General features: G+C 35.9%; 30 protein-coding genes and 4 riboswitches. Of the genes, 6 read left to right on the top strand and 24 right to left on the bottom strand.

What is annotated here, in order from left to right:
- Window positions 1-73 precede the first annotated feature (73 nt).
- From BAQ48_RS14140 to BAQ48_RS14130, 3 genes are read left to right on the top strand one after another with little or no spacing between them, the layout of a single operon-like run.
- Window positions 74-1,186: a sugar ABC transporter substrate-binding protein gene (locus tag BAQ48_RS14140; protein WP_071711542.1), complete on the top strand. Its 1,113-nt coding sequence runs from the start codon at window positions 74-76 to the stop codon at window positions 1,184-1,186.
- Window positions 1,183-2,670 (top strand): sugar ABC transporter ATP-binding protein, encoded by a 1,488-nt coding sequence (locus tag BAQ48_RS14135; RefSeq protein ID WP_071711641.1) that lies wholly within the window; start codon window positions 1,183-1,185, stop codon window positions 2,668-2,670. The genes BAQ48_RS14140 and BAQ48_RS14135 overlap by 4 nt, the downstream gene beginning before the upstream one ends.
- Window positions 2,654-3,643, top strand: a complete 990-nt coding sequence (locus BAQ48_RS14130; protein ID WP_071711541.1) for an ABC transporter permease — start codon at window positions 2,654-2,656, stop codon at window positions 3,641-3,643. Before BAQ48_RS14135 ends, BAQ48_RS14130 begins: the two co-directional genes overlap by 17 nt.
- A gap of 26 nt (window positions 3,644-3,669) precedes the next feature.
- On the opposite strand, the gene BAQ48_RS14125 is transcribed toward BAQ48_RS14130, so the two are convergent.
- The 4 genes from BAQ48_RS14125 to BAQ48_RS14110 form a co-directional block, all read right to left on the bottom strand.
- A complete protein-coding gene (locus tag BAQ48_RS14125; RefSeq protein WP_071711540.1) occupies window positions 3,670-3,942 on the bottom strand; it encodes a sugar ABC transporter ATPase in 273 nt (90 codons plus the stop codon).
- Window positions 3,943-3,990: 48 nt separating this feature from the next.
- Window positions 3,991-4,194, bottom strand: coding sequence for a hypothetical protein (locus BAQ48_RS14120; protein WP_071711640.1), 204 nt, complete (start codon window positions 4,192-4,194; stop codon window positions 3,991-3,993).
- Window positions 4,195-4,332: 138 nt separating this feature from the next.
- On the bottom strand, window positions 4,333-5,187 hold the full coding sequence (locus BAQ48_RS14115; RefSeq protein ID WP_071711539.1) for a patatin-like phospholipase family protein: 855 nt from the start codon (window positions 5,185-5,187) through the stop codon (window positions 4,333-4,335).
- Between the two features lie 128 nt (window positions 5,188-5,315).
- A complete protein-coding gene (locus tag BAQ48_RS14110; RefSeq protein WP_071711538.1) occupies window positions 5,316-5,777 on the bottom strand; it encodes a MarR family transcriptional regulator in 462 nt (153 codons plus the stop codon).
- A 140-nt stretch (window positions 5,778-5,917) separates the two neighbouring features.
- On the opposite strand from BAQ48_RS14110, the gene BAQ48_RS14105 reads away from it, so the two are divergent.
- Window positions 5,918-7,099 carry an MFS transporter gene (locus BAQ48_RS14105; protein WP_071711537.1) on the top strand — a complete coding sequence of 394 codons (1,182 nt, stop codon included), beginning with the start codon at window positions 5,918-5,920 and terminating at the stop codon, window positions 7,097-7,099.
- A 25-nt stretch (window positions 7,100-7,124) separates the two neighbouring features.
- On the opposite strand, the gene kdpDN is transcribed toward BAQ48_RS14105, so the two are convergent.
- The 18 genes from kdpDN to tenA all read right to left on the bottom strand — a co-directional run bounded on the left by kdpDN (window position 7,125) and on the right by tenA (window position 22,101).
- Window positions 7,125-8,279, bottom strand: coding sequence for a KdpD-like non-kinase potassium sensor (kdpDN, locus tag BAQ48_RS14100; protein WP_084064638.1), 1,155 nt, complete (start codon window positions 8,277-8,279; stop codon window positions 7,125-7,127).
- A 56-nt stretch (window positions 8,280-8,335) separates the two neighbouring features.
- Window positions 8,336-8,917, bottom strand: coding sequence for a K(+)-transporting ATPase subunit C (gene kdpC / locus BAQ48_RS14095; RefSeq protein ID WP_071711535.1), 582 nt, complete (start codon window positions 8,915-8,917; stop codon window positions 8,336-8,338).
- 16 nt (window positions 8,918-8,933) lie between these two features.
- Window positions 8,934-11,024, bottom strand: coding sequence for a potassium-transporting ATPase subunit KdpB (kdpB, locus tag BAQ48_RS14090; protein ID WP_071711534.1), 2,091 nt, complete (start codon window positions 11,022-11,024; stop codon window positions 8,934-8,936).
- Window positions 11,025-11,037: 13 nt separating this feature from the next.
- Window positions 11,038-12,705: a potassium-transporting ATPase subunit KdpA gene (gene kdpA / locus BAQ48_RS14085; protein ID WP_071711533.1), complete on the bottom strand. Its 1,668-nt coding sequence runs from the start codon at window positions 12,703-12,705 to the stop codon at window positions 11,038-11,040.
- Between the two features lie 19 nt (window positions 12,706-12,724).
- Window positions 12,725-12,805: a K(+)-transporting ATPase subunit F gene (gene kdpF, locus BAQ48_RS14080; RefSeq protein ID WP_000972378.1), complete on the bottom strand. Its 81-nt coding sequence runs from the start codon at window positions 12,803-12,805 to the stop codon at window positions 12,725-12,727.
- Window positions 12,802-12,906: a SipW-dependent-type signal peptide-containing protein gene (locus BAQ48_RS14075; RefSeq protein ID WP_000887889.1), complete on the bottom strand. Its 105-nt coding sequence runs from the start codon at window positions 12,904-12,906 to the stop codon at window positions 12,802-12,804. Before BAQ48_RS14075 ends, kdpF begins: the two co-directional genes overlap by 4 nt.
- A gap of 99 nt (window positions 12,907-13,005) precedes the next feature.
- Window positions 13,006-13,151, bottom strand: a riboswitch (cyclic di-AMP (ydaO/yuaA leader).
- A gap of 261 nt (window positions 13,152-13,412) precedes the next feature.
- Entirely contained in the window at window positions 13,413-13,643 is a 231-nt protein-coding gene (locus BAQ48_RS14070; protein WP_071711532.1) for a hypothetical protein, read from the bottom strand.
- Window positions 13,644-13,659: 16 nt separating this feature from the next.
- Window positions 13,660-14,046, bottom strand: coding sequence for a hypothetical protein (locus BAQ48_RS14065; RefSeq protein WP_071711531.1), 387 nt, complete (start codon window positions 14,044-14,046; stop codon window positions 13,660-13,662).
- A 93-nt stretch (window positions 14,047-14,139) separates the two neighbouring features.
- A riboswitch (cyclic di-AMP (ydaO/yuaA leader) is annotated at window positions 14,140-14,287 on the bottom strand.
- 85 nt (window positions 14,288-14,372) lie between these two features.
- Window positions 14,373-15,194, bottom strand: a complete 822-nt coding sequence (gene thiD, locus BAQ48_RS14060) for a bifunctional hydroxymethylpyrimidine kinase/phosphomethylpyrimidine kinase (protein WP_116758518.1) — start codon at window positions 15,192-15,194, stop codon at window positions 14,373-14,375.
- A 6-nt stretch (window positions 15,195-15,200) separates the two neighbouring features.
- Complete coding sequence (thiF, locus tag BAQ48_RS14055; protein ID WP_071711529.1) at window positions 15,201-16,220, bottom strand: thiazole biosynthesis adenylyltransferase ThiF; 1,020 nt, start codon at window positions 16,218-16,220, stop codon at window positions 15,201-15,203.
- Window positions 16,213-16,983, bottom strand: a complete 771-nt coding sequence (gene thiG / locus BAQ48_RS14050) for a thiazole synthase (protein WP_000932004.1) — start codon at window positions 16,981-16,983, stop codon at window positions 16,213-16,215. Before thiG ends, thiF begins: the two co-directional genes overlap by 8 nt.
- Before the next feature lie 2 nt (window positions 16,984-16,985).
- Entirely contained in the window at window positions 16,986-17,189 is a 204-nt protein-coding gene (gene thiS / locus BAQ48_RS14045) for a sulfur carrier protein ThiS (RefSeq protein WP_001049511.1), read from the bottom strand.
- A 15-nt stretch (window positions 17,190-17,204) separates the two neighbouring features.
- A complete protein-coding gene (gene thiO, locus BAQ48_RS14040; RefSeq protein WP_071711528.1) occupies window positions 17,205-18,314 on the bottom strand; it encodes a glycine oxidase ThiO in 1,110 nt (369 codons plus the stop codon).
- On the bottom strand, window positions 18,307-18,927 hold the full coding sequence (tenI, locus tag BAQ48_RS14035) for a thiazole tautomerase TenI (RefSeq protein WP_071711527.1): 621 nt from the start codon (window positions 18,925-18,927) through the stop codon (window positions 18,307-18,309). Before tenI ends, thiO begins: the two co-directional genes overlap by 8 nt.
- Before the next feature lie 10 nt (window positions 18,928-18,937).
- Entirely contained in the window at window positions 18,938-19,939 is a 1,002-nt protein-coding gene (locus BAQ48_RS14030; protein WP_071711526.1) for an ABC transporter substrate-binding protein, read from the bottom strand.
- Entirely contained in the window at window positions 19,936-20,691 is a 756-nt protein-coding gene (locus tag BAQ48_RS14025) for an ABC transporter permease (protein WP_116758517.1), read from the bottom strand. The genes BAQ48_RS14030 and BAQ48_RS14025 overlap by 4 nt, the downstream gene beginning before the upstream one ends.
- On the bottom strand, window positions 20,688-21,437 hold the full coding sequence (locus BAQ48_RS14020) for an ABC transporter ATP-binding protein (protein ID WP_001256823.1): 750 nt from the start codon (window positions 21,435-21,437) through the stop codon (window positions 20,688-20,690). Before BAQ48_RS14020 ends, BAQ48_RS14025 begins: the two co-directional genes overlap by 4 nt.
- Window positions 21,406-22,101, bottom strand: a complete 696-nt coding sequence (gene tenA / locus BAQ48_RS14015) for a thiaminase II (protein ID WP_071711525.1) — start codon at window positions 22,099-22,101, stop codon at window positions 21,406-21,408. Before tenA ends, BAQ48_RS14020 begins: the two co-directional genes overlap by 32 nt.
- An 85-nt stretch (window positions 22,102-22,186) precedes the next feature.
- Window positions 22,187-22,289: riboswitch (TPP riboswitch) on the bottom strand.
- Between the two features lie 59 nt (window positions 22,290-22,348).
- Window positions 22,349-22,460: riboswitch (TPP riboswitch) on the bottom strand.
- Window positions 22,461-22,729: 269 nt separating this feature from the next.
- Between tenA and BAQ48_RS14010 the strand changes: the two genes are divergently transcribed.
- Window positions 22,730-23,890, top strand: a complete 1,161-nt coding sequence (locus tag BAQ48_RS14010; RefSeq protein WP_071711524.1) for an SH3 domain-containing protein — start codon at window positions 22,730-22,732, stop codon at window positions 23,888-23,890.
- Between the two features lie 5 nt (window positions 23,891-23,895).
- The gene (locus tag BAQ48_RS14005) at window positions 23,896-24,228 is read left to right on the top strand and encodes a hypothetical protein (RefSeq protein ID WP_001137829.1); all 333 of its coding nucleotides are present in this window, start codon (window positions 23,896-23,898) and stop codon (window positions 24,226-24,228) included.
- A gap of 241 nt (window positions 24,229-24,469) precedes the next feature.
- On the opposite strand, the gene BAQ48_RS14000 is transcribed toward BAQ48_RS14005, so the two are convergent.
- Complete coding sequence (locus tag BAQ48_RS14000) at window positions 24,470-25,621, bottom strand: DUF3965 domain-containing protein (protein WP_071711523.1); 1,152 nt, start codon at window positions 25,619-25,621, stop codon at window positions 24,470-24,472.
- A 469-nt stretch (window positions 25,622-26,090) separates the two neighbouring features.
- The gene (locus BAQ48_RS13995) at window positions 26,091-26,510 is read right to left on the bottom strand and encodes a CBS domain-containing protein (RefSeq protein ID WP_071711522.1); all 420 of its coding nucleotides are present in this window, start codon (window positions 26,508-26,510) and stop codon (window positions 26,091-26,093) included.
- Window positions 26,511-26,637 lie beyond the last annotated feature (127 nt).

The raw sequence follows: 26,637 nt of genomic DNA, 5'->3' as shown, positions 1-26,637 counted from the left end.
TCTTTTCTATATGAAAAGGCGTTTTTTATTTTCACTCCCTCCCCTCTCTTCTTAGTTTAGGAGGGATTTTTTCATGAAAAAATTATGTTCCATCGTACTTATTTTTCTCTTATTTACATTGACAGCTTGTACAAATGAACAAGATGCTATCTCCTCACAAAAGCAACAAACTGTGAAAAAAACGACTACAACAGTAGAAAACAACTTACCAACAGAAGTTCCAAGCCAAGTGAAGAAGCCATTAAAAATCGCATTAATTATGCAAATGTCCATCGGAACTTTTTCCTCTCAATATATTGAGGGCGTCAAAAAACAAGTAGAGCTATTTGGCGGCAGCGTGCAAGTCTACAATTCTGATAACGATTTAGCAAAAATGGCTGCAAATTTAGATACTGCTATCAATTCAAAAGTGGATGGCATTTTAATTGATCATGGCCGATCTGAAGCGCTAAAACCTGGAGTAGAAAAAGCATTACAAGCTAATATTCCCGTAGTAGCGTTTGATAACGATCTACGCTTACCAGGTGTAACGATTATTGATCAAGATGACTATAGTCTTGCGTGGAAATCTTTAAAAACGTTAGCGGAAGATTTGAATGGACAAGGAAATATCGCAGTCGTATGGGTTGGCGGATTTGCCCCAATGGAACGTCGCAATGTTATCATTGATGCTTTTTATAAACGTTATCCAAATATAAAAGAAGTGGCACGCTTTGGTACCGCTAGTAATAACACACCACTTGATACACAAACACAAGTAGAAGCTTTACTAAAAAAATATCCGAAAAAAGGAGATTTACAAGCTATTTTTGCTTCGTGGGATGAGTTTGCTAAAGGGGCTGTCAAAGCACTCGAACAAGCGAATCGTACAGATATAAAAGTATACAGCATTGACTTAAGTAATGAAGATTTACAACTTATGCAAAAAGAAAACTCTCCTTGGACAGCTACTGCTGCAACTGATCCAGCTGAAGTAGGTAAAGTTCAAGTACGATTTTTATACAAAAAAATTGCTGGTGAACAAACGCCAGATATTTATTCACTAGAACCTTATTTAGTAAAGAAAAATAGTTTACCAAAAGAAAATATCACGATGGATCAGTTATCAAAATATATAAACGGTTGGGGAGACTCAAAAGATGCATATTCTCCTTGGATGAAAAAATTAGAGAAGGAGAAAAAATGATGACATTCTCTCTTCAAAACATTACACATTCTTATCATGTCACTACACCAGTTCTAGAAGATGTTTCGATTCATATCAAAAAAGGAAAAGTGCATGCTTTACTAGGAATGAACGGTGCAGGAAAAAGTACTTTACTAAAAATAGCAACTGGTGAAATTCAACCGGTTGCTGGCGATTTAAAAATTGATAATCAGCCTGTTTCCTTTACTTCACCACGCGATGCAAAAAAGCACGGTATTTCTTTTGTAACACAAGAAGTAGATCACGGACTTATTCCCGGATTGTCCGTATTAGAAAATGTACTAATCGATCATTTAGCAATGCAAAACAAAGTACTATTTTCAAAGTCCAAATTAGTCGCACTTGCTAAACAACATTTACAAACCGTACAGGTACATTTAAATGTTTCGGAAGATGTTTCAAACTGCTCATTATATGAAAAGCAATTACTTCTTATCGCAAGAGCTTTATCTAACAATACAAATTATCTTTTATTAGATGAACCTACTTCTTCTCTTGGACCAAAAGAGGTTGAAACCTTTGGGAAACTATTAAAAGATTTAACAGCAAAAGGTATTGGCATTATCTTAATTTCTCATCGTTTATCCGAGATTCGAAATTTCGCAGATGATGTAACTGTATTACATAATGGGAAGGTTTCCCTTTCTGAAGCTATTACAAAGATTACAGATCAACAAATTGTGGAAGCAATGACTGGCAAACAACTTACACTGCCTATTAATACAGCACCAAAACGCGGGAGCGAAGAATTATTTAAAGTACAAGAGCTTCAATTACGCGAAGATCATTCTCCCCTTTCTCTTACAATACGAAAAGGAGAAACTGTTGTGATATACGGATTAATTGGAAGCGGCAAAACAACACTTGCTGAGACCTTATTTGGCGCTCGTCATACTTATCACGCAGAAATAGATGGTCACAACATCACAATTAAAACACCACGAGATGCGATTAAAGCGAAAATTGCACTTGTACCAGAAGAAAGAAGAAAACAAGGTGTATTCCTTTCAGAAAATATTATAAGTCACACAAATTTACACCAATCAGGTTGGCGAAGAAAACAAACCGAATTAAATAATGCCACCACGGCAATTTCTTCTTTCAGCATTTCGCCAAATGACCCAAAAGCCTTTATCCATTCACTTAGTGGTGGAAACCAACAAAAAGTCTCAATTGCAAAGTGGGATGGATTCAAACCTAATCTATTTCTTTTGGACGAGCCAACTAAAGGGGTAGACATCGCTGCAAAACAAGACATTTTCCAATTCATTCGCAACATTACAGAAGACGGCAGTTCCGTCATTTATTTTACAGGAGAACAAGATGAAGCACTGCATATCGCCGATCGTATTCTTATACTGGCAAATGGAGAGTTTGTAGGTGAATACTTGCCAAACGATCTGTCTCCTGAACAGCTTTTACATTTATCTGAAGGGAGCTATTCCATTGAACCTCGTTCATAAAACTAAGAAACTATATTTACCTACTCATCTTTTTTATCAATTTAGTACAATTGCTATCATTATAGGTGTTACAATTTTTTTCTCTATCGTCAATGATTCTTTTTTAACCTACAACAATATTAGTGATATTTTACGTTCTATTTCTATCGTAACGTTACTTGCAATCGGTGTTACCTTTACATTGATTGTAGATGGATTTGATTTATCAGTCAGCTCCACCGCTAGTTTAGCAACAATTGCCGCTGCTTCCTGTCTCGTTTTATATCGACAAGAACTATTAGTTACACTCCTTGTTCCTATTCTTTGCGGGCTATTAGTTGGATTATTAAATGCACTACTCGTTATCCGAATTAAACTACCAGACTTACTAGCTACGTTAAGTATCATGTATATCGTTAATGGACTACACTTAACATTTTCAAAAGGATCTTCAATTTATGAAGGAATGTCTGGTGCCAAAGGACATTTTATTCCATCCTTTTTATTTATTGGTCAGGGTTCTATTTTAGGAATTCCAGTCCCTGTCATTATCATGCTTATCGTCGTTTTAATTGCACATCTATTTTTAGAAAAAACAACGTACGGTCGTTTCTTTTATATGACAGGTGGAAATCGAGAAGCTGCTAGATTAGCCGGTATCCCTACCGATCGTTATCGTGTATATGCTTATATGATTAGCGGTTTCCTTGCCTCCATTGGCGGCATTATTCTATGCAGCCGCGTTGGAACAGGGCAAGTTTCGGCTGGTGCCCCATTGTTAATGGATGCAGTTGCAGCTGCCTATATCGGTTATGCAATGTTCGGTGCCAAGAAACCAAATGTCATCGGAACATTCCTCGGTTCTATATTAATTGGAATCATATTAAATGGACTTACAATGATGAACGTTCCTTATTATGCACAAGATATCATTAAAGGCAGTATTTTAATTACAGCTTTAGCCTTTTCATTTATTAAAAAGAAGCGTAAATAAAAAAGTAGAGCATCGAATTCGATGCTCTATTTTCCCTTTGCAACAACCAAACGAACTACTTTCAATGCAAGAAGTAAGAAAAAGTTCGCTACTGCCGCACTTCCTAAGAAGACTGCTATCATAAGCTCTCCCATTCCGTTATGAAACACAAATATAATAGAAGAAATGAAAGCCAAGATAAACAATATGAACGTTGGTATATATTTAATGAAAGGCTTTTTATATGATTTCTTAGAAAGAACAAACGTAATTAACAATGTCATAATAAAAACAAAATATATAGCAAATAAGAAAATCATACGAAAGCCTCCTCTACAATCAAACTACTCAAAAGAGATTAGAATCCTTTAATATTTCTCATTTACATGTAATTCTTTACTATACTTTTGAATAAAAATCGATGAAACAACCATTACCATTCCTACACTAAATCCAATAAGCTGATCCAGTAGCATCTCATCATGTATGAGCCAGCGAAGTAAAAATACACCTCCAAAAATAAGCATCATGGTAAATCCGGTATGCCTAAGTCCTTTATATACATTTTTCATATGTATCACCTCTCTATACACTTTTATCCATATTATACCATAATCAAGAACGTGTATAACCGTTTCTAAAATGTCATTCGGCATTCAAGAACAATAATAAAAAAGACTGCAGAGAACACCTTCTCCACAGCCTAATGATTATTCTTGCAAAAACGACTGTAAATCTGCAAATTGTTTCTTTGCATCTTCATAGCCTTGTTCATATAAACCTTGTAATTTTGTCTTATCTTTTTCCATACGATCTACTTGAAGCGGCAATTCTGGTCTGATGACAAATAAATTACCAGCTTGCTCTTCTTTTTCAATATAGTGAAGTGTTTCATTATACACTTCATAACGATTCAACATAGTGTTAACAAGATTCGGATATTTTTTATAAGCTTTCGCTGCAATCCATCCGAATTTTGATTTTTTCTTCGCGTAACCATGATTTCTCGTTAAAATAACGACTGATTTTTTAAATCCATCTTCTTGTGCTTTACGAACTGGAATTGGATCAGAAATCCCGCCATCTAATAACTGCTTACCACGATAATTTACTACTGGTGCAATGAAAGGCAATGAACTAGACGCTTGTAATAAATTTAGTGCATCATCATTCGTTCCTTCTTTCTCAAAATAAACAGATTGTCCTGTTTCACAATCCGTCGTTCCTACAAGGAAACGTTCTGGGCTATTAAAGTATGTTTCAAAATCAAACGGCACATGCTTTTCTGGAATTTCATGAAAAATGAAATCCATATCAAATAGCTGACGTTTTCTCCATAAGTTTTTATACGATAAATATTTCGGATGTGATGCATAATCAATATTGACCGTTTTATTTCTATTTCTTTGTCTGGAAAGATACGACGCTGCATGACAAGCACCCGCTGATACACCGATTACATATGGAAAATATAAATCTTGTTCCATAAAGTATTCTAATATCCCACCCGTATATACACCACGCATACCGCCGCCTTCTAATACTAACCCCGTATTTTCAAGCATATTACTCTCTCCTCTATATATATTGACTCTTTAATTATTCACCATGTTAAGTATCTTTTTCTATTATATATGAGTTCTTTCAGAAATTATATTCAAAAGACTTGAGAAAAAGGAGTTTTTTCTTCCAATTATATTTCCAAATGATCTGAGACATCCTTTATAAACCTTTGAATAAAGTCTTGCTCTTCTTTCGTATATCCATCTAAAAGTAACAGCCACTTTTCTTCAGCTTGCTTATGCAATTTTTCATGAGCTTTATATATTTCATTTCCACTTTCCGTTAAGCGGAAGAAGATTTCTTTTTGATTATCTAACATTTGCATCTTCTCAACGAATTGCTTTTGAAACAACTTTGTACAAATTTTAGAGATTGCTCCCTTCGTCATGCCCATTTCTGTCGTAATTGCCGTTACATTCATCAAACCATTTTTTCCGATACATTCGATTACATGTAACTCAGATAATGACATACTACTTACACCTGTCTCACGAAGAAACTTCTCGTTTTGTCGTTTTAAATGTTCTTCTTTTTTATGCAAAAGTGTACGAATGTCCGAAAGTATTTCCACTTGTTTCATTGCATGATCCAATCCGTTCGCCCCCTAAGTTTCCAAAGAAACAATTTAGCTATATATCATTTTAAAATTATTTTTTCATATTTACAAGTGAGAAAAACGTGTTAAAATAAATTTAGTTTCCAAGGAAACCAAATTACAAGGAGGTTAACATTATGAAAAAATCTAAATTAATTTTCATTTTATATGTTATCTGTATTAGTGCCTTACTCGGCTCCTTCGCTCAAAATATTTACACACCTATCTTACCGATGATTCAAAATTCTTTTCATACTTCTCTTTATCTTGTAAATGTAACAGTTTCACTTTTCACATTCGTTCTTGCGATTATGCAGCTCATATATGGACCTTTAATTGATACAAAAGGGAGAAAATCTGTCCTTATTCCTAGTTTAATTATTAGTACGATTGGTTCAATCGGATGTGCTTTTTCATCAAACATTTATTTATTTCTATTCTTTAGAGCCATTCAAGCTGTAGGAATTGCCGCTATACCTATAGTTGCCGCAACAATTATTGGTGATTTATTTGAGGGAAAAGAACGAGGTGAAGCAATGAGCCTTTATCAAATGTTACTTGCTCTCGCACCTGCGGTTGGCCCTCTCATTGGTGGTTATCTCGGCAGTATAAATGGCCACTTATCCGTATTTCTGTTTTTATCTATACTTGGCATTCTCTTATTAATTATAAACATTTCACTACTTCCAGAAACAAAGCCAAATGTAATTAAGCAACCGCAAGCAAAAAAGAATTACTGGTTTATCTTAAAAAATAAAACTGGATTTTCTATTACTCTTATTGGCTTCATTCAATTTTGTATTTACTTTTGCTTCCTCGTTTTTTTACCGAGCATTTTAGCAAATTCATTTCACCTAGCTGCAAGTGAAATTGGTCTTATGTTTGTACCAATGTCTCTTTCTATTATGCTAGGAAGTTATTGCTACAAGTTTTTACAAAAACGCCTCACAACAAAGCGAGCTTTATTTATTACAAGTTTCTTCAATATTATATGTGTCGTTTTATTCTCTTTCACATATAGCATCAATATCCCATTCATCATTATCGCTACATCTTTGTACGGTTTTAGTATGGGACTTTCTATGCCAACTCACACTACTTTATTAACAGAAGAATTCGTACAAGAACGCGCAACAGCTATCGGTATGTACAACTTCATCCGCTATCTTGGTATGGGCACAGGGCCACTTGTAGGTGGATTTCTTTTATTTAACCAAAATTACTTTTGGATTTTCTTCCTAGGCGCAATTATGTTTTTACTTGTAATTTTATATGCAATGAAAATGCTACGCTTTCATGCTGTACAAAAAGTAAAATAGAGCCCCCAAAAAGGTCGGCTCTATTTTAAGCTCTTTGATCCGCAACGATATGAATATCAATATACCTCGTTTGCCTCATAATCTCATTTACAATCGAACCTTTTCGTATTTCTTCCCAACGAGTTCTTGCCGATTGCCCAAGTAAAATTTGCGTTACTTGTAATCTTTTCGCAACTTCAATAATAACATCAGCTGGCTTTCTTCCTTTCGCTTCTTCTAATACAAAACTTGCATCAAATTGATTCGTTAGCGACTTCCACTCTTCAATTGTTTGTTTTTTCCCTGCTGAAAGAGAATCTATCTTTTCCCTTTCAACATTTAATACATACAATTCAGCGTTTAACCGATTAGCCATGCGCCATCCCCGTCTTATTAATTTCTCTGCTGTTGAACTGTACTGTACACAAACGAGAATTTTTTCTTTCACTCCGATTGGTTCTATCACTGTTTGACTAATCTTTTCGTCCATATCGTCAGCGACTTCACGAAGCGATAATTCCCTGAGTGCTCCTAAATTATTAAGCGTAAAGAAATTTTGTAAGCTTTGCTGAATTTTTTCTTCTTTATATATCTTTCCGTCTATTAACCTCTTCCGAAGTACTTCCGGCGTTGCATCAACTAGCTGAATTTCATTTGCTTTTTGTAAAATAAAGTCTGGAATTCGTTCTCTTACTTTTACATTTGTAATTTGAGCTACAATGTCATGAACGCTTTCTAAATGTTGAATATTAAACGCTGACAATACGGATATACCAGCCTCTAACAATTCTTGTACATCCATATAACGCTTCTTATTTTTAGAGCTGGGAATATTACTATGTGCAAGTTCATCCACTACAACTACTTGCGGTGCACGCTTTATAATTCCTTCCACATCAAGTTCATAAAACACTTTCCCTTTATACTCTATTTCTTTTAAAGGTACTTTTTCTAAATCAGCAATTGCTTCTTCTGTCTCTTTTCTGCCATGTGTTTCAATTAAACCAATTACAATATCAGTTCCATCTTTTTGCATTTCCCTAGCATCAAAAAGCATTTTATAACTTTTCCCTACTCCTGGAGCTGCTCCTACATATAGCTTTAACTTCCCGCGATTTTGCTGACGAATATATTCTAAATACTCTTCTGGTGTTCGCCTCTGAAAAGTTGGTTTATAGTCATCCGCATACAAAACACTCACAACCTTTCTTTCGAAACAACACTACCTCAATCCGTTAGATTGAGGTAGCACTGTTACTATTTCATTAGTTTCTGTAATTCTAAATTTAGCTTTAAAACGTTCACGCGGTTTTCTCCAAATAAGCCAAGTGCCGCACCTTCCGCTTGATCTTTAATCAATTGATCTAGCGTTTCTTTCGGAATATTCGTTAATTTCGAGATACGATCTACCTGCACAGAAGCTGCCTTCGGACTAATGTCAGGATCAAGCCCTGAACCTGAATTTGTCACTAAATCAATCGGTACTTCTGTAACTGGAACGCTCGGATTTTGTTTCTTCCACTCTTCAATACTTTTCTCTACTCGTTTCTCTAAATCTGGATTAGACGGTGCATAGTTATTTGAACCAGACGCTTCTGCTTTATATTCAATACTAGAGACACGCCCATGAAAATAACGTGGATCTGTGAAATTTTGACCGATTAATTTAGAGCCAATCACTTCATTTTTATCATTATATATTAGACTTCCATCCGCATTATCCTTCATTACTGCTTGTGCAATACCAGTAACAATAAGCGGATATACAAGTCCGCACAACACTAAAAATGTAAAAGTAATACGGATGATTGGTGATAGTATACTTTGTTTCTTCGCCATCTTTTTCCCCTCTTCCTTATATGAACAAGCCGACAATTATATCAATTACTTTAATTCCAATGAACGGTACAATCACTCCGCCCAGCCCATAAATAAGTAGGTTTCGGCCAAGTAATGCATTCGAACTCATCGGTTTATATGCGATACCTTTCATCGCCAATGGAATGAGTAATGGAATAATAACTGCATTAAATATTAATGCTGATAAAATCGCTGACAGGGGGGATGTTAGTTTCATAATGTTTAATGCTTCCATTTGCGGAATTGCAAGTGTAAACATTGCTGGAATGATTGCAAAATATTTTGCGATATCATTCGCAATACTAAACGTCGTTAAAGCACCACGTGTCATTAATAATTGCTTACCGATTCCTACAACCTCAATAATTTTTGTTGGGTTCGAATCTAAATCAATCATATTCGCTGCTTCTTTCGCAGCTGTCGTACCACTATTCATCGCTAATCCAACGTCCGCCTGTGCTAATGCTGGAGCATCATTTGTACCATCACCTGTCATCGCTACAAGTTTCCCTTTCTCTTGCTCTGCTTTAATAACAGCAATTTTATCTTCTGGTTTACACTCAGCAACAAACTCATCTACTCCAGCTTCTTTTGCGATCGTTGCCGCTGTTAATGGGTTATCCCCTGTACACATAACCGTTTTAATCCCCATTTGGCGCAACTGTTCAAAACGTTCACGCATACCAGGTTTTACAGTATCTTTTAAATAGATTAAACCGTAAATACGATTATCCACTGCAACTACAAGTGGTGTTCCGCCCTCTTTTGAAATGAAATCTGCTTTTTGATTTACATCTTTCGGAATTGTTCCACCTTGTGATCTAACCCATTCAATCACGCTACCTACAGCACCTTTTCTCACTTTCGTTCCGTCCTGTAAATCAACACCACTCATTCTCGTTTCTGCTTTAAATGGAACAAATTCACCTTGTTCTGCAAGTGCCCTATCATATGATAGAGATTTCGTTTTTACATATTCAATAACAGATCGACCTTCTGGTGTTTCATCTAAAACTGAACTAATCGCAGCCCATTTCCCTACTTGCTCAATCGTTTCATTTCCTACAGGTAATAATGTATGAGCCATTCGATTCCCGAAAGTAATCGTACCCGTTTTATCTAAAATAATTGTATTAATATCGCCCGCAGCTTCTACTGCTTTCCCTGACATTGCTAACACGTTAAACTTTGTCACGCGGTCCATCCCAGCAATACCAATTGCTGATAATAACCCACCAATTGTCGTTGGAATTAAACAAACTAACAATGCGACAAGTACAGCTGTATCAATTTGAAACCCTAAATAGTTCGTAAAAATCGGTAACGTCACAACAACGATTAAGAAAATAAGCGTTAAACTCGTTAATACTGTATTTAAAGCAATTTCATTCGGCGTTTTTTGACGAGCAGCTCCTTCAACTAACGAAATCATTTTATCAATAAATGATTCACCAGGATTACTCGTAATGACAATCGTAATCTCATCACTTACGACCATCGTACCGCCTGTTACGGAACAAAAATCACCACCCGCTTCTTTTATTACAGGAGCTGATTCCCCTGTAATCGCAGATTCATCGACAGACGCTAATCCTTTTATTACTTCCCCATCACTTGGAATCATTTCTCCTTGTTTTACAATAACAACATCACCTTTTCTCAGATCCGTTGCTGAAACTTGAACAATGTCTCCATTTTCTTTTACAACATTTGCAAACACATCTTTCTTCGACTGTTTTAAAGAATCGGCTTGCGCTTTCCCCCGTCCTTCCGCTAATGCTTCTGCAAAGTTAGCAAATAAAACTGTAAATAATAGAATAAGAGAAACAGTTATATTAAACCATCCTGGTACACTACTAGAACGACTTGGAAGAAACGATAAAATGAACGTAATGATAAATCCAATCTCCACAACGAACATAATCGGATTCTTAATCATGACTTTCGGACTCAATTTCGCAAAGGATTGTTTCATCGCATGTGTCACGATATCACGATCCATCGTTTTCGCTTGTCTAACTTCATCTTCTACAGCATGTATTTGTGACTCATTTACTCTTTTTTCTTTTACTACTACCGGTCTCATCATTTACCCTCCATTACTTCAATGTAAGAAATTCTGCAATTGGACCGAGTACTAACATCGGGAAGAATGTTAATGCACCGACAATTACAATTGTTCCGATGAAAATGCCGCCAAATAAACTATTATCCGTACGGAACGTTCCGACTGTTTCTGGTACAACCGTCTTTTCTTTCAATGAAGCTGCAACAGCTAGCATCGTAATTAAACTGAAATAGCGGCCTAAAAACATAACTAAACCAGTTGTAATATTCCAAAACGGTGTATTATCCGCTAATCCTTCAAATCCAGATCCGTTATTCGCAGCTGACGATGTATATTCATATACCACTTGCGTCAAACCGTGGAAACCGGAATGAGAAATAGCATCCGTCCCTAAACTTGTTGAAAGAGCTAATGCTGAAAATCCTAAAATGAGCAATGGATGAAATAAAATTGTTACCGCAACTAATTTCATTTCCTTACCCTCAATTTTCTTACCTAAAAACTCTGGTGTCCGTCCAACCATTAACCCAGATATAAACACTGCGATAATCGCATACATAATAATGTTCACAAAACCTGCTCCAACGCCGCCGTACACTGTATTTAACATCATATTTACAAGTGGAACTAACCCGCCAATTGGTGTTAACGTATCGTGCATCGTATTAACAGCCCCTGTTTCAGCAGCTGTCGTTACAGTCGCATAAAGAGAAGAGAATACAGTTCCGAACCTTACTTCTTTTCCTTCTGTACTTCCTTGTACATGTTCAATACCCATTCCATTTAATGCCGGATTCCCGTTTAGTTCAGATGTCGTAATCGTTATAAATCCTAGTAGAAACACCATGAATAGTGAAACAAAAAGGATGCGCCCTTGCTTTTTATTTCCTACCATTCGTCCGTACGTAAATGGAAGTGCTGTTGGCAATAACATCATAAGCATCATTTGCAAAATATTACTCATTTGTCCTGGGTTTTCAAAAGGATGTGTAGAGTTTGCTCCGAAAAATCCACCACCGTTATTCCCAAGTTCCTTAATTGAAACAAATGATGCAACAGGTCCGCGTAATATACTTTGCTTTGCCCCATCAATTGTTTGTGCTGTAACTGCCCCGTCTAACGTTTGTGGTACACCAAGTGCGACAAAGACTAGTGCCGCAATAAATGCGATAGGAAGAAATACTCTCGTTAGTGCTCTCGTAAAATCAACGAAAAAGTTACCGAGTTCTTTTCCAGCAAGTCCTCTTATAAATGCCATAACGAGTGCTAACGTCGTTGCTGGTGCTGCAAACATTAAAAATGTAATTCCAATTAATTGTGATAAATAAGATAAACCATTTTCACCGCTATAATGCTGTAAGTTTGTATCAGCCATAAAACTAATTGCTGTATTAAAAGCAAGCGTAGGCTCCATTCCTTCAATGTGTGCTGGATTTAATGGCAATACTCCTTGTAGTCTGAAAATGAAATACACGACAACAATCATAAATCCATTTAATAAAACTAATGATAGTGCGTACTGTTTCCACGTTTGATTGTATTCTTTTACACCCGTAATTTTAAAAATAAGTTTTTCAAAAGGCCCGAATACTTTATCTAGCTTTTTACTACCTTGAAAGGCTTTCTCTAAATAAATTCCCGTTGGCTTTGCCACAAGAATAAACAATAGCATTGTAATAACGACTGCAACCCAGATCATAATGAATGACTCCCCCTAATTAAAACTTTTCCGGATTTAATAATGCATACACTAAGTACACCGTAATTGCTGCAACAATAACCGATAAGGCAATCATCATGATTGCTTACCTTCTTTCACAACTTTATCTGACCAACTCGCAAGACTTGCCATCGATGCAACTAACACAACAAAAATCCCGATCATTACAACATCTAACATAACTATCCCTCACTTCTTTTGTTAAAATTTTCCATTAAAATATTAAAAAAGAACACTGAGCTCTACTCAGTGTTCAAAAAATTGAACAACAAAAAGTAAACCTCCTCTCTAAACGCTTACGAGGTTAGCTGTCGGATTCGGGCCTAAAGAGTAGCCCTACTTTCAAAACTGAAAGATTCACCCCAAGTGACGATGCACAAAATTGGTTCCCCCGCTCCATTTCTGGAACTCAGCGATTTTAGGTTTTTTTGGAAATTTTACGAATGATTTATGAGAGTAAATATACTCCTCTATTTTTTACTTGTAAAGAGCTAAATTACTGAAAATAAGAAAATATTTATCTATTTAAACGCTTACATTGAGTATTATTAATATTCTTTCATCTATTTTCTCGCCTTTTCTTTATTTTTCACAGAAATGATCTTTTAAATACGAAATAAAAAGAGCGAATAACATGAAGTGCATAGCTTGTTGCACTTAGCATTCGCTCTTTTTTCATTCAACTTTTAGTCTCCTCGTAAAAATGTACGCAAATTTCTCCCGCGAATATAAACTTGTGACAATTCTGAATGGAGCTGCTCATATTCGATAACATCTGTTTTTAAATATAAAGCATCTTTCGATGGCAATATGATATATGGCCTTGGAAAAATAGGATCGAGCACCACCAATTCTTGAACTCGATCTACCGATACTGCCCAACGATTCGCTATATCTCCTAGTAACAACACCTTCATCTTCTTTTCCCCCACCCTATTCAAAAAATAAAAAAGCAATATTATCACAATTCGTAAACACGACAAATGTAGCTCCAATTGCTTCATAGAGCCTCGCTGGATATCGTTTATTCCTTGTAACAACAGTAATAGGTGCTTGAAAAGAAAAGCGAATGTGTTCTGTAAAGAAACTAATGATTGGAAGCTCATCCCCTAGTAAAATCACCTTCTTAATACACTCACAAATACTAGTAAAATCCTGCTCTTTACTACAACTATACGTCCAGTCAAACCCACAATTCCTCACTTCAGCCGCTATCTCTTCATTTGCTGTAAAAATAATTAACTCATGTTGAAAGGCTACTAAATCTATTAAACTATTTACCTTGCTTTCTTCTCCAACACAAATAAGTGTTAGTTCCATGTACCTCATCCTCCTTAGCATAAAAGAACTCAAGCATAGATTGATATTCCCCTATACTAATCAGATCGATGAAGTGATGTATCCATCATGGCACCGTCCTCTCTCAAGACGCTTACGAAGTTAGCTGTCGGATTCGGACTTTGAGAGTAGCCCTACTTTCAAAATTGAAAGATTCACCCCAAGTGACACTGCACAAATTGGTTCCTCCGCTCCATATAATTGGACTCAGCGTATTACAAAAAATATATTCTGGCTGATATATTACTCCTGTATTTGGAAAAAGTAAACAGAAAAAAAGCCAGTTATAAAACTGACTTTTTTTCTGTCTACGCTTCTGTTTTATTCAACTTATACGCAAAATGATTCGTCGGTCCATGACCACTACCGATATTCAACGGATTTTCAATTGCTATACTAATAAATCGTTTTGCTTCTTGAACTGCCTCTTCCATCGAGTATCCTTTCGCAAGTCCAGCTGTAACTGCAGACGCGAATGTACAGCCACTTCCGTGCGTTTGTTTCGAAGGAATTCGTTCACTTCTAAATTCAATAAACTCTTCTCCATCAAAGAGTAAATCAATTACTTCATTCCCTTGATACTCTGCGTGTCCGCCCTTCATAAGCACGTATTTAGCACCTAATTCGTGCAATACCTTCGCAGCTTCCTTACTATCTTCAATATTATGAATCTCCATCCCAGTTAACACTTCTGCTTCAGGAACATTCGGCGTTATAACAGTTGCTACTGGTAATAAATATTCTTTTAATGCTTGTACTGCTTCTTGCTGTAATAATGACGCACCGCCCTTAGCAATCATAACAGGATCCAGCACAATATTATTCCAACCAAATTTCTTAATCTGTTCTGCCACAATTTGAATAATTTCACTACTAAACAACATTCCTAGTTTCACAGCATCTGGTGTTAAATCCGTACCAATTGAATTCAGCTGTTCCGTAATACCTTCTAACGGAACAGGATATACCCCTTGCACGCCAAGCGTATTTTGAGCAGTAATTGCCGTAATAGCCGTCATCCCGTACACACCAAGCTCTTGGAATGTTTTTAAATCTGCTTGAATACCGGCACCGCCGCCACTATCAGATCCTGCAATTGTTAAAGCTTTATTTACTTTCATCCCACTCATCCTTTTCTATCCAAAATAGCGATGATAAATTGTTTTTGCTTCGCTTATATCTTTCGTTCCATGTACAAGTACACGACCATCTTTAAAAGCAACTAATCTCTTCTCTTCCACAGAAAATGATAATAAATATGGATTTACATTTAAATCCTTCACACGATCATTCAGCAGCTCTTTGTATCGTTCAAAATCCATATCCTCTTTATAAGGTGGTCTAATTTGAACTGTATTTCTCCCGCATAAAACTGCTGTTTTCGATGTGTTTTCTTTATTTAAATAAGGATATAATGCATTTTCTCCGCACGAAGGACAATTATGCTTACGGAGCTTTTGCACATTCATACATGAATATTCATTTTTCCATACATCAAACGACACAAGTCCATCTCGAAGCGATTCATAGTCTTCTACTAACAGTTTCAGAGCTTCCGTTACTTGATGAGAAACGACAAGAGATACAGCAGGCGATATAATGCCCGCTGTATCACATGTCGCTCCGCCAAGCGGAATCGATTGTAATAAACAAGATAAACATGGCGTTTTACTAGGAAGAATGGTGTAAGAAAGGCCGTAACTCCCTACACATGCCCCGTAAATCCATGGAATAGAATATTTTTGCGCTATATCATTCACAATAAAACGTGTTTCAAAATTATCAGTCGCATCAATTATTACATCAACGTTTATAACGAGTTCTTCTAGCTCTTCAGCTGTTACATCTTGAACGAGAGCTTCTACTCTTACTTCACTATTAATCTCTTCTAGACGTTTCTTTGCCGCTACAGCCTTTGGAAGGTTATTTTCTACATCACTCTCCGCATACAATTGCTGCCTTTGTAAATTACTCCAATCGACATAATCCCGGTCAACAATCGTTACTGTGCCAACGCCTGCTCTTACAAACATTTCTGCATTTGCACTACCTAGTGCACCCGCACCAATAATGAGTACATGCTTTTCTCTTATTTTTTGTTGTCCTTCTTCTCCAATTGGAGAAAATAGTTCTTGGCGAGAATATCGATTATTCAACTACGCTCATTCCTTCTAAAGGACTACTTGCAGTTGCACAACGTTTGCGAGCAATACGACCTGCTTCAAATCCTAAACGTCCTGCTTCAATACTTAATTTCATTGCCTGTGCCATTTTAATAGGGTCTTTCGCACCAGACACCGCTGTATTTAATAACACACCATCTGCTCCTAATTCCATCGCAAATGCCGCATCAGCTGGGCTACCGATACCAGCATCAACGATAACTGGTACCGTCGCTTGTTCAATAATGAAACTTAAATTTAACGGATTTACAATACCAAGACCTGAGCCAATTGGTGATGCTCCTGGCATAATTGCATGCACACCTAATTCTTGTAATTTACGTGCTAGTACAACGTCATCAGATGTGTACGGAAGTACGATAAACCCTTCTTCTAGTAACATTTCAGATGCTCTCAATGTTTCTACCGGATCAGGTAGTAACGTTCTATCATCACCAATAACTTCTACTTTTATCATGTCACAAAGTCCTGAAGCTTTTGCTAATTTTGCAATTCGAACAGCTTCTTCAGCATTTTTTGCTCCTGCTGTATTCGGTAATAACGTATATTTTTTCACATCAAGTTTCTCTAATAAATTTGGTTGCTTCGCATCAAATATATCCATACGACGTACTGCGAACGTTAAAACCTCAGCCTCAGATACATCAATTGCTTTTTGCTGTACATCAAAATCAGGGAATTTACCTGTTCCTAATAAAAGTCTAGACTGAAATGAAAATGGTCCAATGTTTAACATAATCAACCGCCTCCTACGAAAGTTACAATCTCAATTTGGTCTCCATCAAAAACAGATGTATCTGTATGATCATCTTTTTGTAAAATATCTTTATTACGCTCTACTACAACAATTCTGTTATCTAACTCTAAATGTGTAAGTAGCTCAGCTACTGTTTTCACACTCGCTGGCACTTCCATTTGGTTACCATTAATTTTTAAATTCAAACTTCCATCCCCTTTCTAAACCGTTTTAGAAAGCAATGAATCTAGCAAGTAATTCTCCTGCTTTCCTTCTATTAAATCAGTCATATACTGACCAGAAACAGGGCTTAATAAAATACCGTTTCGATAATGCCCAGTACAAGCATATAAACCTTTTATTTCTTCATGCTCTCCCATATAAGGAGCTTCATGATTCGATTGTGGCCTTAATCCAGCCCATGTACTTTCCCACTCTGCCTCTCTTAAAGCCGGCAATATTGTATAAGCACGCTCTAATATAGAAGTAATACTTTCTGGCTGCACAGTTTTATTGAACGTATGAGGATGCATCGTTGCCCCTATTACATAACGACCACCACGTTTCGGTGCGATATAAAATCTTTCTTGGAAAATAGGAGCTTTCAATAGTGGCTTCCTGCTTCTGACTGCAACCACTTCTCCTTTAACTGGATATGTACCCCAATCGTGATGAAAATGTCCTAGTAGCTTCGTGCTCCATGAACCTCCTGCAATAACGACTTTCTCGCACGTGATAATACCTTCGCTTGTAACAATTCCAGTCACTTTATTATTTTCAATACGAATATCAAATACCTCTGCCTGTTCATATATATCAGCACCGGAAATGGCTGCAGACTGTGCGAATGCTTTCGTAAGCTCTGGTGCAATAACGTGACCATCTTTCGGATAATATACCGCTCCGATAATTGATTCGGATAGAAATGGCTCTTTTTCTCGTAAATGGTCTCCTGTTAGAAAATAGGAATCCTCACCTGTTTTCTGCTGCCAATCCATAATGTGAAGAATTCTTTCCTTCTCACCTTCATTTTGGGCAATGCGATATATTCCTTTTTCCTCATATCCAATATCAATACCCGTCTTTTCACGTAAAGCTGTTGCAAGTTGTGGGAATATAGCACGGCTTTCTCTAGCAAGTTCAAATAGCGGATCATACGCATCCCATTCTGCCTGAACACCGAGCAAGCCAGCAGCAGCTTTCGAAGCTTCCGATGCAATCCTCTGCTTCTCTATAATTGCTACTTTATGTCCTCTTTCTGCTAGAAAATGTGCAACTGAACTACCAATTACACCACCGCCAATAATTGCTACATCATACTTCTCACACATGTTTCCCCGCCCACTTTCTTATTGATTCCTTATAAGATTTCGCTCTGCTATACGGGTTACTATCACTTACAATTCCAGACATAACAGCAATTCCACTTATTTCACTTGCAAGAACATCCCTTGTATTTTCAGGAGTAATTCCTCCAATAGCTATAATCGGGATCGATAAGCTCTTTGCAATGCCAGAAATTTCCTCTAACCCTCTCGCTGGCACACCTTTTTTACACTCTGTTGGGAATACATGACCATAAACGAGCGAATCAGCACCATTCTTAAAAGCCTCTATCGCTTCTTCTAAAGAATGTACGGAATAACCAACATGCAAATACGAAAACTTTTCTTTCACTGACCTTACATCCGTGCTTCGATATCCTAGCTGCACACGCGGTATATTTAATAAAATAGCAATATCAATTCGGTCATTTATAACAAGTTTAGATGCCGGAAAGCCTTTTTTTAAAAGGCTTTCCACCCCTTCATATAATTCCTTCGTACTTTTCTCACGCTCACGAATATGCAAATAATCAATCTCACTCTCAATTTGCATCGCTACATTCACTAACTCTTCGAATGGCATATGGCCATTTGAGATTACGTGGAGCTCATTTTTCATATTCATTCGCCTACTTTAAAATATTTTCGAATAGCTCATCGGCTGGAACAATTTCCTTCGTCATTCCTTTGTCTTTCAGCCATTTATTTTGTTTCTCCCAAGACTCTTTTGAATCTGATAAGAATGGCTCATCTTTCGTTTCCATCTTCTCTAATAAAATTTTCATACTTTCTTTTTCAACTTCTGGCACAAGCGGGAAGTTTTCTTTTTCTTGATGATCTAATAAAATATTTAATGCTTCATCAGGGTTTTTCTTCATAAAGTCATACCCTTTTTTCGCCCCACGTAAAAAGGCTTGCAGCGCTTCTTTATCTTTTTTCAACGTTTTATCACCTGTTACAAACACAAGCTCATGATAATTCGGTACGCCGTAATCAGCTGGATTAAAGTACGCTGGTTCATGACCTTCATGACGCATAACAGGTACTTCATGGTTAATGTATGCTCCTGTTACAGCATCTACTTTTTTCGTAATTAACGCTGGCACTAAATCAAATCCAACATCAACTACTTTCACTGTATCTGGATTACCACCATCTTCTTTTATCATCGTTTTTAAATACGCTTCACTTAAAGGCGTTCCAGAGTAACCTACTGTTTTACCTTCTAAATCTTTCGGTGATTGAATACCTGCTGATTTCAGCGATACGACATGATTTAATGGGGAACGTACGACAGCCCCAATTGACTTCACTGGAATTTGTTCATTTGCTCTTGCCATAACAACATCTGGCTGATAATACAGGCCAACTGTCACTTTCCCTGCTGCCGCTAACGTTAATGGATCAGTCGGATTAGAAGGGAATTTAATATTTACCTTTACTCCTTCTTCTTTAAAGTATCCTTTTTCAATTGCTGCATAAATAAAGCTATGCACCGCATTTGGATACCAATCAAGCATGACCGTTATTTCTTTTTCTTTTTTACTTTTATCGGATGCTGAATTACTCGAACATCCTGCAATCATTGCAACTAATAATGTGAACACAAAGATGCGTTTTAATAATTTCATGAATGCTTCCTCCAACTAATGAATTTCTTTTCTAATATGGAAATAAGTATGACGAAGAAAATAGCTAATAATGATAACAATACAATGGGTGCGAATACACCAGCCCCGTCTAACTGCGTCATCATTCTCTTACTGAAATATCCAAGCCCAGCTTGTGCACCAAGCCATTCTCCAATTGCTGCCCCAATGACACTAAGCGGAACTGCAATTTTTAAAGCTGAGAAAAAATAAGGAAGAGCAGACGGCAACTTTAACTTAAGAAAAACATCTTTTTTCGTTGCTCCATATGTAACTAAGAGCTCCTCCCATTCTTTTTTCGTACTACGCAGTCCATCGTACGTATTGACCGCAATCGGGAAAAACGTAATTAAAACTGTAACAACGACCTTACTCCAGATTGTGTATCCAAACCATAAAACGAAGAGCGGAGCAAGCGCAGTAATCGGAATCGTTTGTGAGGCAACTAATAATGGATAAAATGCTCTTTCCATCCATGTACTCGCATTCATTAACATTGCGAGCCCCACACCTAGTACGATAGAAATAACAACACCTATTAAAACGACGTATAACGTTGCCGGTAAATGAACCGTAAATAATATGTCTTTTAGTTTCCATATCTTTATTACAATTGCAGACGGTGACGGTAAAATGTACATCTCATCTACAATTCTTGCTCCTATTTCCCACATAACGAGTAAAATACTAGAAAGAGTAATGGCAGGAACTAATTCTTTCAATCGGCTTATCATACAAGTACCTGCCTTTGTAACATACTAAGAAGCTCCTCTTTCAGCGCTAACACGTCCGGTTTATATAAATCCTTTCGTGTTCGATTATGATCAAGTGGCACAATCCGCTCAGTCAATGTCATTATCGGCTGCTCCTCCACTACTAAAATTCGATTCGAAAGGAATAGCGCTTCTTCAACATCATGAGTGATGAATAAAATTGTTTTTTCCCACTCTTTCCATTGTTCAAACAACCATTCTTGCAATGATGCCTTCGTTAAGGCATCTAATGCACTAAACGGTTCATCTAGTAATAATATTTCCCCGCCTGTTAATAAAGTTCGGATAAAAGATACGCGCTGCCTCATACCGCCAGATAAATCTTTCGGGTATTTTTCCTCATATCCTTGTAAACCGAATTTATGTAACAGTTCCTTTGCCTTCACTTGCGCTTCTTTCTTCGGTACACCTTGGCACTCTAGTGGCAGGGCAGCATTTTCAATAATTGTTCTCCACGGCAAAAGCATATCTTTTTGAGGCATATATCCTACAGGGTGACTCTTTGTTTCTGTCAGCTCTATTTGTCCAGCACTTGCTTCTTCTAAGCCTGTAATAAGGCGAAATAAAGTGCTTTTCCCGCAACCACTTGGTCCGATAATACTTACAAATTCTTTCTCTTGTATAGAAGCATTTAATTCATTGATGATCGGTTTCTCATCATAATGAAAAGAAACATTATGAAACTGTAGTATGTTCTTGCTCCTCAAATCCCCACATCTCCTTACGATAGGACATATCCCAGAATAAATATTCAAATCGACTGGAATATAAGAAAATCTCCTCTAATCGGTCTAGTTCTTTCTCTGACTTCCCAGCTACCATTTCATTTAATAAATCTATTAACCAAATACAAAGATTACCGTATTCTTCAGAACTATATCCTTGAATCCACTCACCAAAGAACTCATGATCTCTCGCTCCAGGAATATCATTTAAACGCTTTCCAATCTCCCAGTAACTCCACATACACGGAAGAAGTGCTGCTATTAATTCTGCCAGTGTTCCATTTTGAGATACTGACATCATATAGTTTGTATAAGCTAAATTTTTAGCTGATGGTTTTGCAGATTCCATTTCTTCTACAGAAATACCCAGTCTTTTTGCATATTGTTTATGAATCGTCATTTCTCCATTTAATATTCCATCAATTTGTTCAGCAAACTTTCCCATTATTTGTGGATTCGTTGCTTTTACAACACCAATCGCATATAGCTTTGCATAATCTAGCAGATACAAATAATCTTGTATAATATAATATTGGAATTTATCTTTTTCTAGCGTACCATTCCCCATACCTACTACAAACGGATGATTATGACTTTTCTCCCAAACAGGTTGCACAGTTTCTAATAATCTATCGCAAAATTTCATTACTATTTCCCCTTTCAATATGTGTATTTAAATAAAAAACCACTTCTCTATATAAGAAGTGGTTACAGCAAATAAAATTATACATTTATTCGATGTTCCACTTCCCTTCGCTAGTATTACCTAGATCAGGTCTGTAAGGGTTAAGGATTATTCCTCTCTCAGCACATCAAGCACCCCTAGTGGTTCAATATGAAATTTTCAAATAAAAAAGCCCCGTTTCTATACGCAAAGAAACGGGGACTCATAGTTATTGTCCGAATTGCTTCCCTACGCTAGCATAATCTAGATCAGGTAATGAAAAGGATCAAAGGCTTACGGCCCACTCTCAGCTGGCAACACCAGCTCTCCTAGCAAACTATAAAATTATCACTGTCAGTATAACATCGTCATAAGACATCATCAACTGTTTTAATTTTCTTAATTGTCAACAAAATAACAAAGCTATACAACACTTATATTTTATTTTCAAAATCAATATCCTAATTAATTGGATAAAAAGAAATAATTATTCTCAAAAAATTTATTTTTATATTGATTTCATATTACATTTATGTGAATAAACCCACTATATTATATCTTTATACTATAATAAAATTACAACTATACAACTAGAGGAGGTCTCTATTATATGAATATGAAAGCTACTGCTCTAACAGCAACTACTGTCGCAATTGCTTCTTTACTACCTTCTATGGGAGAAACAAATGTACAAAAAGCAAATGCTGAACAATTATCTAATGTTAAAACTGGATATGTCAAAGTGGATCAAGCAACTTTACATAAAGAAAACAATATAAATAGCGTATCTATTGATAAAATCCGCTTTAATACGAAAGTGAACATACTTGAAAAAACGAATGATTGGTATAAAGTATCTGTTAATAATAAAGTAGGTTACGTGCAAAAAGATACTATTCTACTAAAAAACAAACTTCAATCTAATAATCAATACATCGTCAATGCTAATGCATTAAACGTTCGCTCTGAACCTAATCTAGAATCTTCAATTTTAGATGTATTACCGAATGGGAAGTTCGTTACCATTCAAGAAGAACAAGGTGAATGGTATAAGATTTTACATAATGGTCAAACAGGTTATGTACAAAAAGCATTCATATCTAATGGCTCACAACCTTTAGTAAAAGGAATTACAGTTCAAAATAATACGAAGTACACAGTTGCAACACCAAAACTCAATGTACGTAGTAATGCTAGTACAAGTAGTTCTCTACTTGGTTCATTACAAAATGGTACACAAGTGCAAGTAGTAGAAACTGTAGGAACTTGGTATAAAATTCGTTTTGGTACAGGGTACGGATATGTGGCAAAACACTATGTAGTACAAAACCAACCGCAATCACAAGCTAAAACCGCTCAACCTTCATCCATTCCAGCAGCTTTCAAATTCCCTGCTCAAGGAAGAGTTAGCTCAACCTTTGATATGCGCTGGGAACAAATGCATTATGGTATAGATATTGCAGCTCAAGGGAACGTATCCATTCAAGCTGCCGCTGCAGGTAAAGTTGTGAAGTCTTATTATTCGGCTAGTTATGGTAATGTCGTGTTCATCGCCCATCAAATTAATGGGAAATTATATACAACAGTTTATGCTCATATGAAAGATCGCACTGTACAAGCCGGTGATCAAGTACAAACTGGACAACTATTAGGTCATATGGGAAATACAGGGCATTCATACGGACAACATCTCCACTTTGAGTTACACAATGGAGAATGGAATTTTGAAAAAACAAATGCAGTCAATCCACTGCCATATTTAGTTAGGTAAATTGTATGCCACGCAATATACCTCTCTTAATTGAATACTTGGCCTTTTTAGGCTTAATCTGTTGTTTAATCATTTATAATACAAACACTGTATTTTTATCTATTATCATTGCTTTTGTTACTTTAGAAATTATGATGGAATCATTCCAAGTGCAACTAAAACAAAAAATTGCACACATTTATAACGCTCTTTTTCTATTAAGTGCCCTTATAACAAATGTAATTAGTAACGGTTTGTATTTATCTACCGTATTTCCTGTATTTTTTATGGCTATTTTATTATTCATAGCTAGATACGTGAATGTCCCTAATAATAAAAAACATGAACAAGAAGCTTAGAAAGAGGAGACACTGTGTACCAATCTTTCAAAGATACTCCAATGAAATATATATTGAATTTATATGAAAAGATGAATACTTTTTTCGGTATACAAGGAAGTTATACTGCACAACTTCTCCTTTATGGAATGTTATTTCTCATCTTAATTACTTTCTCCTTGTTTTACTAACAAAAAAAGGATCTCACATAAACTTGAGATCCTTTTTAATTTATATTAATTTTTCATATAAACAGTACTGTTTATCCACAAGCATATTTTTCATAAATAAAACTCAGATTATATTTTTTCTCTAAGCTCATTCTTTGTTCATCGTCGCACCAATAGAATAAAATATCATGAATAGTTGCATAACGCTTATTTTTAAGAAATAGTTTAAAGAATGATGGTAAACAATCATGTAATTGTATAAATATATAATTGCGTAATATCTCTTCCTTATATTCAATGCCCTTACAAATATACAGTAATTCTTCACAGTAATATGCATGCTGCGGAACTTGAATCATTTCAAAAAATGGTACATATGATAGTAGCTTTCCGATAAAATGACCATATCGGTCCATTACCCCTATCGTCATATGCTCCATCATTTCTTTCATCACATATAAATAATCATCTACATGCGTTGTCTTTAATGGGTCTAATCGATCGGAAATTTGAGCAAGTACAGCTCGTTGACAGGCTAACACCGCTTGACTCGGTCCATAATATGATAAGAAGTCTGTACACTTACGATATTTTCGTAATAAGTCATGTGTATATAAATCATAAACAAAAGTATTACAATACATCGCTAGACTCATCATATCACTATTTAATTGCTCTTTTGACAGTAACTTCGCTCTTTTACACATATAAAAGAATGTAAATTCCAATACTTCTTTATGAGATAATAAATGCTTACAATCTTTTATACATTCCTCATTAAATTTAACTCTATCCCAAATTTCTACATCCCTATCTGTTAATTCACCAATACGGTATTTAATAATTAAATAGTTTAAAGCAACCGCTTGCGTCAAAAGATCCCATGTTTCATATTCCAATGAAGTTTGGACAAATTCAGCTAGCCCTTGAGTTATCATAAAAGTATTTGCCTCTTCATACCAACCAATCTCTTGGCATAAACGAAGAATACGTACTAAAGTTGGAATTTCATCTTTATGAAACTGCGGTAAATTTTTCACTTTATTTATTCCATATACGATAAATGCCGCTAAATTTTCTTCTTTATAAAATTCTTTTTCTTTCCACGCTAATATAGTCCGCTCGTTCCCTTCACCTTTTGGGTGACAAGGTACAAGCAAAGAAAATAATTCAGCGAAATTATTTGGTTCTATATATGTATCTGTAACCAAATTCCAATTTGGATCGCCTTGTACAGCCTTCATATAATTCCCCTTCCCTTTTTATCCCGCTATTTGCGAACAAGTAAGACTCCCACCTCAAAATTCAGCGAATGCTATGAATTTAGTTGGGAGATAAATGCCCGTAAAAGCCCGATTGGTTCAACTCATAATCATTTTGGAATAGCCCCCACAATGATTAAAGTTTCACTTTATCTACATAGGAAATATTAATTCATTATTACATCATTACCAATTAATATTGTTATATTCAAAATCTATCATAACCCTTATATCTATCAGTATATCATTTTTTCTCTTATTAAAAATTAGGAATGAAAAATTTTAAAAAACTGTCGAAAATATTAACTGTATACCTATTATATAATGCCCTAGATACGTCACTCTAGCATATTAGTTTAATCTATATATACTAGAATGATGTATCCGCTCTTCATACATAATTTATCTTGCTATTTGTGGGCATTAAGGCCCCATTCATTAAGGATTCACTTTATTCCGTATGCTCCGAGATTTCACCTAAAGCAAATCCAGCTTGATTATCTGCCGATTCTCTTATAGCTAAGTCACCTAGTGCTAACATTCCAACTAATTGACCATTCTCAACTACTGGTAATCGTCTAATTTGATATTGTGCCATTAATTCTGTAGCTTTTTCAATAGCATCATCTGGAGAAACTGAAACAATATTTGTTGTCATTACATTTGTAATTTTATTAGACCCAGGATGCTTCTCTGCAATCCCTCGAACAACCAAATCTCGATCAGTAACAAGCCCAACAACTTGTTCATTTTCAACAACAGGAATCAATCCAACCGATTCTTCTTTCATCTTTACAGCAGCCTCATATACATTATCTAACGGTGTACAATGTACTATATGAGTACTCATAAATTCTCGAACTCGTGTCATTTTTATCTCCTCCTTTTAATACATACCATAGCTTTTCCTAAATCCCTTTATTTATTTCAGGAAAATAAGATGATAAAAGAGGATTGCACATAATAAAAAAGAGTCAGCATATTGCTGACTCTTTTTT

It is taken from the genome of Bacillus luti (assembly GCF_001884105.1).
In the GTDB taxonomy this organism is placed as follows: Bacteria; Bacillota; Bacilli; order Bacillales; family Bacillaceae_G; genus Bacillus_A; species Bacillus_A luti.
Note: the sequence above shows the minus strand (reverse complement) of the source record. Positions and strands in the feature narration are given on the sequence as shown.

What these genes read in the sequence shown, in the direction of transcription:
- BAQ48_RS14140 (WP_071711542.1), top strand. Translation starts at nt 74, where the DNA reads ATGAAAAAATTATGTTCCATCGTACTTATTTTTCTCTTATTTACATTG.
- BAQ48_RS14135 (WP_071711641.1), top strand. Translation starts at nt 1,183, where the DNA reads ATGATGACATTCTCTCTTCAAAACATTACACATTCTTATCATGTCACT.
- BAQ48_RS14125 (WP_071711540.1), bottom strand. Translation starts at nt 3,942, where the DNA reads ATGATTTTCTTATTTGCTATATATTTTGTTTTTATTATGACATTGTTA.
- BAQ48_RS14120 (WP_071711640.1), bottom strand. Translation starts at nt 4,194, where the DNA reads ATGAAAAATGTATATAAAGGACTTAGGCATACCGGATTTACCATGATG.
- BAQ48_RS14115 (WP_071711539.1), bottom strand. Translation starts at nt 5,187, where the DNA reads ATGCTTGAAAATACGGGGTTAGTATTAGAAGGCGGCGGTATGCGTGGT.
- BAQ48_RS14105 (WP_071711537.1), top strand. Translation starts at nt 5,918, where the DNA reads ATGAAAAAATCTAAATTAATTTTCATTTTATATGTTATCTGTATTAGT.
- kdpC (WP_071711535.1), bottom strand. Translation starts at nt 8,917, where the DNA reads ATGGCGAAGAAACAAAGTATACTATCACCAATCATCCGTATTACTTTT.
- kdpB (WP_071711534.1), bottom strand. Translation starts at nt 11,024, where the DNA reads ATGAGACCGGTAGTAGTAAAAGAAAAAAGAGTAAATGAGTCACAAATA.
- kdpA (WP_071711533.1), bottom strand. Translation starts at nt 12,705, where the DNA reads ATGATCTGGGTTGCAGTCGTTATTACAATGCTATTGTTTATTCTTGTG.
- kdpF (WP_000972378.1), bottom strand. Translation starts at nt 12,805, where the DNA reads ATGATGATTGCCTTATCGGTTATTGTTGCAGCAATTACGGTGTACTTA.
- BAQ48_RS14075 (WP_000887889.1), bottom strand. Translation starts at nt 12,906, where the DNA reads ATGTTAGATGTTGTAATGATCGGGATTTTTGTTGTGTTAGTTGCATCG.
- BAQ48_RS14070 (WP_071711532.1), bottom strand. Translation starts at nt 13,643, where the DNA reads ATGAAGGTGTTGTTACTAGGAGATATAGCGAATCGTTGGGCAGTATCG.
- BAQ48_RS14065 (WP_071711531.1), bottom strand. Translation starts at nt 14,046, where the DNA reads ATGGAACTAACACTTATTTGTGTTGGAGAAGAAAGCAAGGTAAATAGT.
- thiD (WP_116758518.1), bottom strand. Translation starts at nt 15,194, where the DNA reads ATGAGTGGGATGAAAGTAAATAAAGCTTTAACAATTGCAGGATCTGAT.
- thiG (WP_000932004.1), bottom strand. Translation starts at nt 16,983, where the DNA reads ATGTTAAACATTGGACCATTTTCATTTCAGTCTAGACTTTTATTAGGA.
- thiO (WP_071711528.1), bottom strand. Translation starts at nt 18,314, where the DNA reads ATGTGTGAGAAGTATGATGTAGCAATTATTGGCGGTGGTGTAATTGGT.
- tenI (WP_071711527.1), bottom strand. Translation starts at nt 18,927, where the DNA reads ATGAAAAATGAGCTCCACGTAATCTCAAATGGCCATATGCCATTCGAA.
- BAQ48_RS14030 (WP_071711526.1), bottom strand. Translation starts at nt 19,939, where the DNA reads ATGAAATTATTAAAACGCATCTTTGTGTTCACATTATTAGTTGCAATG.
- BAQ48_RS14025 (WP_116758517.1), bottom strand. Translation starts at nt 20,691, where the DNA reads ATGATAAGCCGATTGAAAGAATTAGTTCCTGCCATTACTCTTTCTAGT.
- tenA (WP_071711525.1), bottom strand. Translation starts at nt 22,101, where the DNA reads ATGAAATTTTGCGATAGATTATTAGAAACTGTGCAACCTGTTTGGGAG.
- BAQ48_RS14010 (WP_071711524.1), top strand. Translation starts at nt 22,730, where the DNA reads ATGAATATGAAAGCTACTGCTCTAACAGCAACTACTGTCGCAATTGCT.
- BAQ48_RS14005 (WP_001137829.1), top strand. Translation starts at nt 23,896, where the DNA reads ATGCCACGCAATATACCTCTCTTAATTGAATACTTGGCCTTTTTAGGC.
- BAQ48_RS14000 (WP_071711523.1), bottom strand. Translation starts at nt 25,621, where the DNA reads ATGAAGGCTGTACAAGGCGATCCAAATTGGAATTTGGTTACAGATACA.
- BAQ48_RS13995 (WP_071711522.1), bottom strand. Translation starts at nt 26,510, where the DNA reads ATGACACGAGTTCGAGAATTTATGAGTACTCATATAGTACATTGTACA.